At 43.2% G+C, this 13,374-nt stretch carries 13 protein-coding genes; 10 read left to right on the top strand and 3 right to left on the bottom strand.

What is annotated here, in order from left to right; genetic code table 11:
- Window positions 1-112 precede the first annotated feature (112 nt).
- The 9 genes from NMM13_RS00145 (at window position 113) to NMM13_RS00105 (ending at window position 9,960) form a co-directional block, all read left to right on the top strand.
- Window positions 113-1,648 carry an ABC transporter ATP-binding protein gene (locus NMM13_RS00145; RefSeq protein WP_254726782.1) on the top strand — a complete coding sequence of 512 codons (1,536 nt, stop codon included), beginning with the start codon at window positions 113-115 and terminating at the stop codon, window positions 1,646-1,648.
- A complete protein-coding gene (locus tag NMM13_RS00140; RefSeq protein ID WP_049485437.1) occupies window positions 1,641-2,702 on the top strand; it encodes an ABC transporter permease in 1,062 nt (353 codons plus the stop codon). Before NMM13_RS00145 ends, NMM13_RS00140 begins: the two co-directional genes overlap by 8 nt.
- The gene (locus NMM13_RS00135) at window positions 2,702-3,658 is read left to right on the top strand and encodes an ABC transporter permease (RefSeq protein WP_021153355.1); all 957 of its coding nucleotides are present in this window, start codon (window positions 2,702-2,704) and stop codon (window positions 3,656-3,658) included. Before NMM13_RS00140 ends, NMM13_RS00135 begins: the two co-directional genes overlap by 1 nt.
- Window positions 3,659-3,933: 275 nt before the next feature.
- Window positions 3,934-4,536: a hypothetical protein gene (locus NMM13_RS00130; RefSeq protein ID WP_254726780.1), complete on the top strand. Its 603-nt coding sequence runs from the start codon at window positions 3,934-3,936 to the stop codon at window positions 4,534-4,536.
- Between the two features lie 21 nt (window positions 4,537-4,557).
- Window positions 4,558-5,193, top strand: coding sequence for a copper homeostasis protein CutC (locus tag NMM13_RS00125; protein ID WP_254726778.1), 636 nt, complete (start codon window positions 4,558-4,560; stop codon window positions 5,191-5,193).
- Between the two features lie 103 nt (window positions 5,194-5,296).
- Window positions 5,297-5,962, top strand: coding sequence for an MmcQ/YjbR family DNA-binding protein (locus NMM13_RS00120; protein WP_254726776.1), 666 nt, complete (start codon window positions 5,297-5,299; stop codon window positions 5,960-5,962).
- 1 nt (window position 5,963) lies between these two features.
- Complete coding sequence (locus tag NMM13_RS00115; RefSeq protein WP_254726774.1) at window positions 5,964-7,718, top strand: ABC transporter ATP-binding protein; 1,755 nt, start codon at window positions 5,964-5,966, stop codon at window positions 7,716-7,718.
- A complete protein-coding gene (locus NMM13_RS00110) occupies window positions 7,705-9,459 on the top strand; it encodes an ABC transporter ATP-binding protein (protein WP_254726772.1) in 1,755 nt (584 codons plus the stop codon). The genes NMM13_RS00115 and NMM13_RS00110 overlap by 14 nt, the downstream gene beginning before the upstream one ends.
- A 252-nt stretch (window positions 9,460-9,711) precedes the next feature.
- Window positions 9,712-9,960: a hypothetical protein gene (locus NMM13_RS00105; RefSeq protein ID WP_254726770.1), complete on the top strand. Its 249-nt coding sequence runs from the start codon at window positions 9,712-9,714 to the stop codon at window positions 9,958-9,960.
- A 30-nt stretch (window positions 9,961-9,990) separates the two neighbouring features.
- On the opposite strand, the gene NMM13_RS00100 is transcribed toward NMM13_RS00105, so the two are convergent.
- From NMM13_RS00100 to NMM13_RS00090, 3 genes are all read right to left on the bottom strand, one after another.
- Window positions 9,991-11,283 (bottom strand): PLP-dependent aminotransferase family protein, encoded by a 1,293-nt coding sequence (locus tag NMM13_RS00100; RefSeq protein ID WP_254726768.1) that lies wholly within the window; start codon window positions 11,281-11,283, stop codon window positions 9,991-9,993.
- A 63-nt stretch (window positions 11,284-11,346) separates the two neighbouring features.
- Window positions 11,347-11,994 (bottom strand): hemolysin III family protein, encoded by a 648-nt coding sequence (locus NMM13_RS00095; RefSeq protein WP_003011253.1) that lies wholly within the window; start codon window positions 11,992-11,994, stop codon window positions 11,347-11,349.
- A complete protein-coding gene (locus NMM13_RS00090) occupies window positions 11,969-12,469 on the bottom strand; it encodes a DUF1836 domain-containing protein (protein WP_049498294.1) in 501 nt (166 codons plus the stop codon). Before NMM13_RS00090 ends, NMM13_RS00095 begins: the two co-directional genes overlap by 26 nt.
- A gap of 66 nt (window positions 12,470-12,535) precedes the next feature.
- Between NMM13_RS00090 and yaaA the strand changes: the two genes are divergently transcribed.
- Window positions 12,536-13,261 (top strand): peroxide stress protein YaaA, encoded by a 726-nt coding sequence (gene yaaA, locus NMM13_RS00085; RefSeq protein ID WP_151191193.1) that lies wholly within the window; start codon window positions 12,536-12,538, stop codon window positions 13,259-13,261.
- Window positions 13,262-13,374: the final 113 nt, after the last annotated feature.

Raw genomic sequence — 13,374 nt, 5'->3', positions numbered from 1 at the left:
CCTCCCTTTAAGGGCCGTTTCTTTTAAAGTGAGACATTTTTGTCTCAATAAAATCTGTTAGTTGTCTAACAGATTTTATTGAAATAAAAAATTTTTGAAAGGAAACACCTACATGACACATGAATATGTCATCGAAATGCGTGAGATTACCAAAAAATTTGGTGACTTTGTAGCAAATGACAAGATTAATCTTCAGTTGCGCAAAGGTGAAATCCATGCACTTCTTGGAGAAAATGGTGCGGGAAAATCTACCCTGATGAATATGCTGGCTGGTTTGTTGGAACCAACTAGCGGAGACATCGTGGTAAATGGAAATACTGTTAACCTAGACTCACCTTCAAAAGCAGCTTCTTTAGGAATTGGAATGGTGCACCAACACTTTATGTTGGTTGAAGCCTTCACTGTTGCTGAAAATATCATCCTTGGTTCTGAAACCACGAAGCATGGTATTTTGGACCTTAAAAAAGCCAGTCAAGATATCCTTGAATTGTCTAAAAAATATGGCTTGGCAGTAGATCCAAATGCTAAAGTTGAGGATATTTCCGTTGGTGCGCAGCAACGTGTGGAAATCTTAAAGACGCTTTATCGTGGAGCCGACATCCTAATCTTCGATGAACCAACTGCAGTATTGACACCAGCTGAAATCGAAGAATTGATGACAATCATGAAGAACTTGGCGAATGAAGGAAAATCCATTATCTTGATTACGCACAAGTTGGATGAAATCCGTGCTGTTTCAGACCGCGTAACGGTTATCCGTCGTGGGAAATCTATTGAAACAGTCGAGATTGGTGGAGCAACCAACCAAGATTTGGCCGAGATGATGGTCGGTCGTTCTGTTTCCTTTAAGACTGAAAAGGGTCCTTCTGAACCAAAAGAAGTGGTCTTGTCGATCGAAAACTTGGTCGTGAATGAAAATCGGGGAGTCCCAGCTGTTAAGAATCTTTCCTTAGAACTTCGTGCTGGTGAAATCGTTGGGATCGCAGGGATTGATGGAAATGGTCAATCTGAGTTGATCCAAGCCATTACAGGTCTGCGGAAGGTAAAATCCGGTTCAATCAAGATTAAAGGCAAGGATGTTGTGGGACTTCGTCCACGTCAAATCACAGAAATGAAAGTAGGGCACGTCCCTGAAGACCGTCACCGGGATGGATTAGTCCTTGATATGATGATCTCTGAAAATATTGCCCTTCAAACCTATTATAAAGAACCTCTTAGCAAGAATGGTATTTTGAATTATCCAAATATTACCTCTTATGCTAAGAAGTTGATGGAAGAGTTTGACGTTCGTGCAGCCAGTGAAGTGGTACCTGCTAAGGCTCTCTCTGGAGGGAACCAGCAAAAAGCCATTATCGCTCGCGAAATCGATCGTGATCCGGATCTCTTGATCGTTAGCCAGCCGACTCGTGGATTGGACGTTGGAGCGATCGAATATATTCACAAACGTTTGATTCAAGAACGGGATAATGGAAAAGCTGTTCTGGTTGTCAGCTTTGAATTAGATGAAATTTTGAATGTTTCTGACCGTATTGCGGTTATTCATGATGGGAAGATCCAAGGGATCGTAACCCCTGAAACAACGAATAAGCAAGAACTTGGAATCCTCATGGCAGGTGGACAAGTAAAGGAGGGAGCATCAAATGAATAAGAATTTAAAACAAATTGCCGTTCCATTGGTGTCTGTCCTTTTAGGATTGGTCTTGGGTGCCATTATTATGTGGGCCTTCAGCTATGATGCCCTTTGGGGATATGAATTGCTGTTTAAAAAAGCCTTTGGTTCGATTAAGAGTTGGGGAAATATTTCCCGTGCTATGGGGCCACTGATTTTAGTTGCTCTTGGGTTTTCAGTAGCCAGCCGGGCCGGCTTCTTTAACGTTGGACTTCCTGGTCAGGCTTTTGCAGGATGGATCATGGCGACTTGGTTTGCCCTTTCCTTCCCAAATATGCCTCGCTTACTGATGATTCCGATGACCGTTTTGATTGCGGCTATTGCAGGTGGATTTATTGGAGCGATTCCTGGTTTCCTTCGTGCCTATCTCGGAACCAGTGAGGTCATTATCACCATTATGATGAACTACATTGTTCTCTATGGTGGGAATGCCTTGATTCATAGCTTCCCAGCTTCCTTGATGAAAAACAAGGACTCAACCATTGATGTGGGAGCCAACGCTGTCTACCAAACGGAGTGGTTGCGTAATTTGACAGACAAATCACAAATGAACATCGGGATCTTCTTTGCCATCATCGCAGTGGTGGTCATCTGGTTCTTGATGAAGAAAACAACACTTGGTTTTGAAATCCGTGCCGTTGGTCTCAATTCGAATGCGGCAGAATACGCTGGGATGTCTGCAAAACGGACCATTATCCTTTCTATGATCATTTCTGGTGCTCTTGCTGGTATTGGTGGGGTAGCAGAAGGTCTGGGTATTTACTCAAATGTCTACGTTCAAACCAGCTCGATGAGTGTTGGATTTAACGGAATGGCCGTAGCCCTTCTTGCGATGAATTCACCAATTGGTATTCCATTTGCTGCCTTCTTGTTTGGTGCACTTCAAATTGGGGGAGTTGGTATGAAGCCAGCTGCAATCCCTGAAGAAGTCGTTCAAATTGTGACAGCATCTATTATCTTCTTCGTATGTGCCCACTACATTATTGAAAAGATGATCTCGATGCGTTCAGCTAAAAAAGGAGGAGCAAACTAATGAGTATTGTAACAATTTTAAGTATTCTTGTTTCCTCTATGATTGTGTATGCAGCGCCGCTGATCTTCACAAGTATCGGAGGAGCATACTCAGAACACGCTGGGGTTGTTAACGTTGGTCTGGAAGGAATCATGGTTATGGGAGCCTTCTCAGGTATTATCTTTAACTTGACTTTTGAGCCTGAGTTAGGAAGTTTGACACCATGGTTGTCCTTGATCGTTGCTGCAGGGATTGGAGTACTCTTCTCCTTGATCCACGCGGTGGCAACGATTCATTTCCGTGCTGACCATATCGTCTCAGGTACAGTATTAAACTTGATGGCACCTCCATTGGCAGTCTTTCTTGTCAAAGCGATGTACAACAAGGGGCAAACTGATAATATCAAAGTTGCCTTTGGGAAAACATCGATTCCGGTCTTATCTAAAATTCCGGTCATTGGAGATATTTTCTTCAACAATGCCAGCATCATTGGTTGGGTTGCGATTCTCTTTTCATTCTTTGCTTGGTTTATCATGTTCAAGACGAAATTTGGATTGCGTCTTCGTTCAGTGGGGGAACACCCACAAGCAGCAGATACATTGGGAATCAATGTATATAGAATGCGCTACTTAGGAGTGATGATCTCAGGTGCCCTTGCAGGAATCGGAGGAGCCATTTACGCTCAGTCAGTTTCTGTTAACTTCGCGGTAACTACTATTGTAGGTCCTGGATTTATCGCCCTTGCGGCTATGATTTTTGGGAAATGGAACCCAATCGGGGCCATGCTTGCTAGTCTCTTCTTTGGAGCTTCTCAAAGTTTGGCTGTTATCGGGAATCAATTGCCTTTGCTTAAAGGTATCCCATCCATCTACTTGCAAATTGCGCCTTACGTCTTGACCATGGTTGTCTTGGCAGCCTTCTTTGGACAAGCAGTTGCGCCTAAAGCAGATGGTGTTAACTACATTAAATCGAAATAATGCACAGAGAGAGGTTGGGACAAAAGTCCTAGCCTCTCAATTGTTTTTGGAATGTCGAGTAAGACGCAGTGGTTGAGTGGGCTCTACTACGCTGATTTCATCAGCTTTTACAGCCCTACTCAACTGTGCGGAGGTGGGACGACGAAATCGAATTCTAACGAATTACCGATTTCTGTCCCACGCTCTCTTTTGCTTTGTAAAGGCCCCTCTTAGTCGCAATTTCTTTGGATTTAGGGTACAATAAGAATACAACTTTTCACGTATTGGAGGAGCAGATGTTTAAGTGGATGAGACGCCTAATTGGCATGGTGATCGTTTTATTTATGTTATTAGTGATCTTGTTGGTTCCTGGCTCTATCCCTGAAGGGGAGCAACTGAGAAATGTGCAGGCAGGGAGTTCTTTGATTGAGTTGGCTCAAAATGCTGTTTCAAATGCCTCTGTGAGCACTGAAGGGCTCTCAACTGAGCTAAGTCTCAATTCAGTGCAATTGAGTCAGGTCGTAAAAACAAGTGCTGGATCCGCCCTTGACAATTCTGACTATCAAAAGATGGCATTAGGAATGGATGGCAATGACCTTCATGTCAAAGTTCCTGTATCATTAGGGCCAATCGATAGCTATCTAGATTTAACCATGACCGGTCAAGTTGAAAACAATGTCATGAATTTGACCGTGACCGGTGCTAAATTAGGGAAAATGCCCATTCCAAAATTCTTGGTTCTCAACTATTTGAAGGATCAATCCAATCAAAATGGAGGCGGCTTCACAGTGAATGGTGATCAAATCACCCTTGAGATCCCTCAAGCAGGCTATAGTATCTCAAAAGCGAGAGTGGAAAATGGCAATGCTAAGGTAACTGTTAGTATATCCTTGTTTTAAGTCTTTGTAATTGGAGTTGTCATGCTTGTCTTTGAATTTTGTGCAGAGAATTTAACTTATATTGATAAGGCGATTGCTGCTGGGGCAGGTCGCATTGAACTGTGCGATAACCTGGCAGTAGGAGGGACCACACCTAGTATAGGTGTGATCAATGAAGCAATCAAACTGACAAGAGAGAAGTCCGTGGATCTATGTGTCATTATCCGACCCCGAGGTGGCGATTTTGTCTATACTGATCTGGAAGTCGAAGCTATGCTGACGGATATTCGTGCTGCGAAAGAAATAGGGGTTACTTGTTTTGTGCTGGGAGCGCTGACGAGCGATCGAAAGTTGGACCAGAGGATCATGCAGCTTTTACTAGCAGCCTGTGGAGATGCAGAAGTTGTCTTTCATATGGCTTTTGATGAATTGGCTTATACAGATCAGCTAGAGGCGATTGACTGGCTTTCTGATCAGGGTGTAGCCCGCATTTTAACACGAGCTGGAAGTCCAGGTGATACACTAGAGCAACGTTTTGCACACTATCATCGTTTATTAGATGAGGCTAAGGGAAAGATTCAGATCCTGCCAGGTGGGGGTGTGACCCTTGACAATCGTCAGCTCTTTTTGGAGAAATTGGGTGTTTGTCAACTGCATGGCACGCGCATTGTGTTTTAAAAAAGAAACGATCACTGCTTGAAGTAGTTTTGAGGATCCGTTATCAAGGTTGGGGACGTTGTTTCCAGCCTCTTCTAGTGCAAAAATGAATAAGGGAGAGGAAATGTTTTTAGAGCATTATTTTGAACGGTACACCTTTCAGCCAGAAAAGGGATTGGCTTACGGATTTAAGAAGAGAGGGGTAGGCTATGAGTACCAGTGTCCCGTCTTATCGGACACTTTTCTCTTAAATGTCCAGGTCTGCGACCGGAAGATTTCTTTTCAGGTCTATGATCAGGATACAGGAGACGAGTATATCCAAATCCATCAGGAACAGCTACAAGGAAATTTCGTCGGCCAAGTCAGGGAATCCTGTCAGGAAAGTCTTGCAAGGATTCGCCAAGCTTGTTTTGAGGTCCAAGAATTTCTCTATCCTCAAGCCAAGCGTCTCATGTCCTATATCTCCCTGCACTATCAGGGAACGATTGAGTATTTGTGGGAGAGATCTCCGGAATCCGGTGCCATTCGCCACCGAGACACCCTCAAGTGGTATGGTGTCTTTATGACCATTGATTGGAAAAAACTGGATGCTGGCAAGTCTGGGAAAATAGAAGTTTTGAATGTCAAGTCTGATCAAGTAGCCCATTTCATCCAGCAGAAAGGGATTTATCCAGCTTTTCATATGAATAAAAACTATTGGGTGAGTATCCCTCTAGATGGAACAATTGCTGATGAGGAGTTGTTTACTTTAGTGGATAGTAGCTGGCAACTCACCAAAAAGGGGAAATAAGATGAATCTGTTGAGGAAATTATCTTGGTTTTTTAATTTAGAGAAAAAGCGATACTTGATCGGGATAGGGTCTTTGATCTTGGTTAGTTTTTTAAATCTCATTCCTCCAAGAATCATGGGACTTGTGATCGATTTGATCGATAAAAGAAGGCTGACACTGGGGCAGTTAGTTGTGGATATCGCCCTTTTGGTCCTCGCAGCTCTAGCCATGTATGGCCTTCGTTTTGTCTGGAGACGCTATATTTTTGGGACGGCTAATAAGTTGGCTCGGATCTTGCGTTACCGTTTGTTTAAGCAATTTACGCTCATGTCTCCGTCTTTTTATCAGCGTTATCGGACAGGGGATCTCATGGCCCATGCTACTAATGATATCAATGCGGTAACCATGTTTGCCGGTGGCGGGGTTATGTCTGCAGTGGATGCTTCCGTGACAGCCTTGGTGACTCTAGTCAGCATGTTTTTCATGATTGATTGGCGCTTAACCCTCTTGGCTATTTTGCCCCTACCGGTTATGGTAGTAGTGACTTCCGCCATTGGACGCAAAAACCACAAAGCCTTCAAAGAGGCCCAAGAAGGCTTCTCAGAACTGAACAACTTTGTTCAGGAATCAGTATCAGGAGTCAAGGTGACCAAATCCTTTGGCTTTCAGGCAGATGAGATTCAGGCTTTTGAAAAAACCAATCAAATGGTCTTTTCAAAAAATATGACTTCCGCCGGTTACAATGCTTTGTTTGATCCGACCACTCTTCTTTTTGTCGGTCTCTCCTATGTCTTGACACTCTACTTCGGGGGGCTATTTGTTCAGGAAGGGAGCCTGACGGTTGGACAAATCGTAACCTTTATTACCTATCTCAATATGCTTGTCTGGCCCCTTCAAGCCATGGGCTTCTTGTTTAATATTAGTCAGCGTGCTAGCGTCTCCTATGATCGGATTGAGACACTTTTAGCAGAAACACCTGATATTCAAGATCCAAGTCAACCAGTCACAGTCATTCAAAACGGAGATCTGGAATATAACATTAAAGAATTCGCCTATGAGAAAGAGCCTGTCCTTGAAAAGGTTGCCTTTTATTTAGAAAAAGGGCAAACCCTTGGAATTGTGGGTCCAACTGGATCTGGAAAGACCACCTTGTTGCGTCTCTTGCTTAGAGAGCATGACTTGGAGCAGGGAGATATCTTGCTAAATGGAATCTCCATCAAACATTATCGTTTAGAAGATCTTCGAAGCTTGATCGGCTACGTCCCTCAAGATCAGATCCTCTTTGCCATGACCATTCGCGAGAATGTCGCTTTTTCAGATCCACAGATCGAGGAAGAAGAGGTGGTGAGGGCTCTGAGAACTTGTGGAGTCTATGAGGATATTCTGGCCATGCCAGACCAGATGGAGACAGTGCTGGGAGAGAGAGGAGTCTCTCTTTCTGGCGGACAAAAGCAACGGATTGCCATGAGTCGTGCTTTGGTCATGAATCCTGAGATCTTGATTCTGGATGATTCCCTGTCTGCAGTAGATGCTAAAACGGAGCATCAAATCATTGAAAATATGAAGCAGGAACGTAAGGGGAAAACAACGATCATCACAGCCCACCGCCTATCAGCGATCGTTCATGCGGATTTGATTCTGGTAATGGAGAATGGACAGATCAAGGAGCGAGGAAATCACGAGGAATTAATGGCTCAAAAAGGTTGGTACTATGAAACCTACCAAGCCCAACAATTATCAGAAGAAATGGAGGGAAAGCTGAATGAAAACATCTGAAGCTCATGTGATGAAGCGGCTCTTGACTTACATGTGGCGTTATAAATGGTTAACAGCCCTAGCCTTAGCCTTCACCTTCCTAACTAGTCTGTTATTGACGGCGATCCCTCTTGCAGCTCGCTGGTATATTGACCACTTAGTGGATCCAACAGAAGCAGGCTCTCCAGTACTGACAGCTTTTCAGTTTTTGATTCTCTACTATGGGTTATTCATTGGGCGCGTGCTGGCAACCTACCTGAGCCAGTTAACCTTTGCGCGTGTATCCAATTCTATCGTAAGAGATATCCGACTAGATATTTTCCAAAATCTTCAAAGGCTGGGTATGTCCTTTTATGACCAGACAGCAGCAGGTTCGATTGTTTCGCGTGTGACCAATGATACACAGGCAGTCGCAGATATGTTTTCTACGGTCTTTTCAAGCCTGGTTTCATCCTTTTTACTCTTTCTAGTCACTCTAGTAACCATGTTTAGCTTGGACTGGCATTTGACTATTTGGATCTTGCCTTTTCTTCCTATCATTTGGTTTTCCATCCGTCTCTATCGCAAGTTATCCAATCGCTTGGTCAAGATGACCCGACAAAAATTATCAGATATCAATGTGAAATTATCGGAATCCATTGAAGGAATGCGGATCGTGCAGGCCTTTCGTCAAGAAAAGCGCTTGACGGATGAATTCGAACAGATTAATGGGGAACATTTGGATTATGCCAACCGATCTGTGGATGTCAATTCCCTCTTTTTGAGGCCAGCTATGACCCTGTTACAGGTCCTGGCTTATGCGGTCATTCTAACCTTTTTTGGCCTAAATTGGCAGTTCTCAGGCTTTACAGCAGGTCTTATCTATGCCTTTATCCAATATGTTAACCAGCTTTTCCAGCCCTTGATTGATGTCACCCAAAATTTTGCAACCTTGCAGACCTCAACCATTTCTGCAGGTCGTGTCTTTGAGATGATGGATCGAGACGACTATGAACCCAAGCAAGCTGGTAGCCTGAAAGAGATCGAGCGGGGGGATATTCGTTTTGAGCATGTATCTTTTTCTTATGATAGCAAACGGGATGTCCTAAAAGAGATCTCCTTTGAGGTCAAAAACGGACAAACCATCGCTTTTGTTGGTCATACTGGTTCTGGTAAATCTTCTATTATCAATCTCTTCATGCGCTTTTATGAATTTGATCGTGGCCAGATCTTGATTGATGGACAGGATATCAAGGACTACAGCCAGGAAGCCTTGCGCAAGTCCATTGGTCTAGTGTTGCAGGAACCCTTCCTCTATCATGGAACCATTGCTTCTAATATACGGATGTACCATGAAGAACTGACAAATGAGGAAATCCGACAAGCAGCTGCATTTGTGGATGTAGCAGACTTTATTGAGAGTCTACCTGGTGGCTATGATCATCCGGTAACAGAGCGGGGTTCTACCTTATCGACCGGTCAGCGTCAGCTTCTGGCTTTTGCCCGGACCATTGCTGCCCAGCCTAAGATCCTCATTTTGGATGAGGCTACTGCCAATATTGACCAAGAGACGGAAGAGATGATCCAAAATTCTCTGAAGAAGATGCGCCAAGGGCGGACAACCATTGCCATTGCCCATCGCCTTTCTACCATCCAAGATGCCGATTGCATCTATGTTCTCGATAAAGGAAAAATCATCGAATCAGGCAATCACGATCAACTCATTGCTCTAGGAGGAACGTATAAGAAAATGTATGACCTCCAGGCCGGTATGATGAAATAAGGACAAACAAGGAGAGTGGGACAGAAATCGGTAATTCGTTAGAATTCGATTTCGTCGTCCCACCTCCGCACAGTTGAGTAGGGCTGTAAAAGCTGATGAAATCAGCGTAGTAGAGCCCACTCAACCACTGCGTCTTGCTCGACAATCCAAAAACAATTGAAAGGCTAGGACTTTTGTCCCAGCCTCTTGTTTTTCTTCTTTGAAAGCTGTAAAATAAAGAAAAGAAAAGAAAAGAAAAAGGGAGCATACACCATGTCAAACGATCTGATCATGATGGGAGTTGTGATTGTCTTATTTGGACTCTATTTCACCCTTCAAGTTGAGCTCAATAAAGTCAGAAATCAATTCACCTACTATCTTCTAAAACCAGGTAGCATCTCCAAGGAACAAAAAGAGAAGTACCTCAAAGAACCAGAGATGGAAGCGATTCGCTTAATTCGCATCGACTATCGGATTGGCCTTCAAAATGCCAAACGTGTTTATGAGCAATTGAAGAAATAAGAAAAACCCTCGTATAGTCTATACGAGGGTTTATCTTTCAAAAAAAGGCGTAAGCTTTGGTAAAACATTGGCCACATCTGCTGATTTGATCTTGGCGAGTTGATAAGGACAAGCCGTGATGTAGGCTGCTTCAAAGAAATCAAGCGGGAGTCCACTGTGTTTTACGGCAGCAAGAGATTGAACTTGGCTGAGTTCTAAAAGGATCCCGTCGTGGGTCAGGGTCAGATGGGGAAGAAGAGTAGACTGGGCCATCAAGGTCTTTAGACTGGCTTCTTCCTCTTTTTTTCTGGCTAGGAGTCGCTTTTTATTGGTCAGATACATACCGTTATCAATGTAGAGACTTAAGGCCTTTTGCATGATCAGATTGCTATCATAGTCCAGAATCGTCTTATAGGTCAAGACCGGCTTAAGAAGGGCTTGGGGAAGGATCATGGAAGTGATGCGAAGAGCAGAAAAGAGATTGGTCGAAAAAGATTTGATATAGATGACCCGGTCCTTTTGATCCAAATAATGAAAAGATGGAGCATTACTGCTATCAAGATCTCCCAAATAGTCGTCCTCAACAAGGTAGACATCATATTGGTCAGCTAGTTGCAAGATCGCTTCTTTCTGCTTGGTCGAATAGCTATGGCCAAGCGGATAGTGAAAACGAGGGATCGTGTAGAAGAATTTGATATAGCCACTTTTGAAAATCTCTTCAAGTTCCTCGAGATCAATCCCTGTTAAATTACGTTGAATGGTACGATAGGCAAGTTGCTGCGAATCTAAGAGTTGGTTCATCCGATGATAAGTCGGTTGCTCGATCAAAATCTGCGATTTTTTATTGGGAAAGTCAATCTGGCTGAGGATATTAAGCGCCTGCTGGGTACCAGCAGTCAAAACAATCTGATCTGCAGTCGTATAAATACCTTCTTCCTTTAATAAGCCTTGAATGGATTGGCGTACTTCAACTAACCCTGCTTGGTCCGAAAAGTTATTAAAGAGATAATTCTCCCGTCCAATCAAGGTTTCGTTGATACAGGTCCGGAAGTCCTCGAAAGCTTGGTTGCGGTCTTTCTCTAATTTTAGTGGAAGATCCTCATGTCGATCAGGTTCTTGCTCCAAAACATAGTAGCCACTTTGAGGCTTAGCATAGAGGAAGTGCTGGTAAGTCAAGTCCAGCAAGGCTCGTTGCACTGTGTCCTTGCTACAAGAAAATTGACCGGCTAACTGGCGAACAGAAGGAATTTTCTCTCCAGTCTCCAGTTCGCCATCTTGAATGGCTTTTTTTAGAACATGAATAATTTGTTGGTATTTGCTCGTCTTCATCTTGACTGTCCCCATACAGTTTTTTACTATTGTACAGAAAAAATCACAAAAAAACCACTCATAAGAGTGGTGAGCGTATTACATAAAGTAAACGATGGCTAAATACTGAAGAGCAGAAGCTGCCAGGATGAAGAGGTGCCAAATCATGTGGAAATATGGTTTTTTCTTAGCATAAAAGCCAGCTCCAACCGTGTAGCACAGACCGCCCATGAGCATGAGACCCCAGAAGATCGGATTGGTTTGGCTAACGATTTGGGGAATAATAAAGATGACCAACCAGCCCATGATCAAGTAAAGAGCGAGACTGAACTTTTCATTGACTTTTTTGGCAAAGATTTTGTAGAGAATACCAAAGATGGTGGTCCCCCATTGGATCAAGATAATGCTGTAGCCCATCCAGTTGTTCATCAAGGTGAGGACAACCGGTGTGTAACTACCTGCGATCGCAATGTAGATCATGGAATGGTCGATAATGCGAAGTACATACTTTTGAGGTGAATCGTAAGACATAGCATGGTAGACGGTCGAAGACAGAAACATCAAAAAGAGACTGATCACAAAGATAGAAGTTCCAAAAGCACTGAGCAGACCGTGTTGTTCAAAGCTATAGACTGCAGAGATCGGAAGCAAGATCAGCATGAGGAGGGCGCCAACAGCATGGGTTACACTATTGGCGATCTCTTCTCCAAAGGATAATTTTTTACTTAGTTTCATGGTGTAATTCATCAGTTTCTTCCTCCGTTTTTACTGGTTGAATATAAGATAGGGTTTCTAGATAAAGTTGAACGGTCTGACAGGCAGAGCGAATGATAGGAGCGATCGGCTCTTTTTGCTCATTGAGATAAGCGACAAAGCTATTATAGAGAAGATCTGAACTCGCCTGGTCCTGCAAGAAATTTAAGGTAGAAGCGATCTCCTGAATAGAAAAGACCGTTTTTAAGGTTGTAATAGCGATTAAGCGAGCCACCTGTCTACGCTGGTATTTCTTCTTATCTGGTTTTTCGACATAGCCATGTTTTACGTAATTGTTGATCATGGCAGCCGTCAAGCCCTTGTCAGAAGAAGAGAGAACAGGTGCACAGGTTTTATTGACATAAAGAAGGACCTGATCGAGATAGAGATCTAGCTCAGGTAGTTGCTCCCACGTTGGATAGGAAAAAGTGGACACGAAATCTTCACCTTTCTTTAATCTAGTTTTCATAACTAGATAATAACATTTATAAAAACTCCTGTCAAGAAAATTTGAAAAATATGGTACAATAGACCTATGAAACTATTAATTCCATCCGCCAAAGAACTGAACGAACAGGCTCGTATCGTCGAGCCCCAACCCTTGTCAGAGAACACAAAAACCATCCTCCAAGCTTTGAAGGCATTCTCCCTAGAAGAATTAGCGACCTTTTACGGGATCTCAGAGGAAAGAGCTCAAGTAGAAAAAGAAAGAATTGAGGCTTTGTTAGCTGGGAGTGCTAAAACCTATCCTTCTTTGGAACTGTTTGATGGCCTTATGTATCGTAGTATCGAGCGTCAAGACTTATCCGAAAAAGAGCAGGCTTATCTGCAGGAGCATTTGTTAATCACGACTGCTTTATATGGTGTGCTACCAGCCTATGAAGGGATTGCTCCCCATCGCTTGGATTTTATGATGAAGCTAAAACCAGCTGGAAAATCTCTAAAGGTACTCTGGAAAGAGGACTATGATCGGGCAGTAGAAGATGAAGAACAGATCTTATCTCTTTTGTCTTCTGAGTTTGAACAAGTCTTTTCAAAAGCCATTCGTGAGCGAATGATTCGGATCAAATTCATGGAGAATCGTGGTGGGACCCTGAAGATTCACTCGACGATTTCAAAAAAAGCACGTGGGGCCATGGTGACAGCTATGATGAAGGAAGAAATCATCCATCTAGAAGATCTGAAATCATTAGAAGTAGCAGGTTTCTCTTATCGTGAGGATTTATCGCAAGAGAAGGAATGGGTCTTTGTGAAAGAATAAATAAAAATATTCCTGAGAAGCGTCAGGAATATTTTTTTGATCTGTTAGATAAAGAGAATGCACGATGAAAACTCCAAAATAGAGGATTTTGGAGTCAGAATCGTCTTGAGCAG

It is taken from the genome of Streptococcus sp. CF8_St5-11 (assembly GCF_024295625.1).
Taxonomy (GTDB): Bacteria; Bacillota; Bacilli; order Lactobacillales; family Streptococcaceae; genus Streptococcus.
This window is presented reverse-complemented; position numbering and strand designations above follow the sequence as displayed.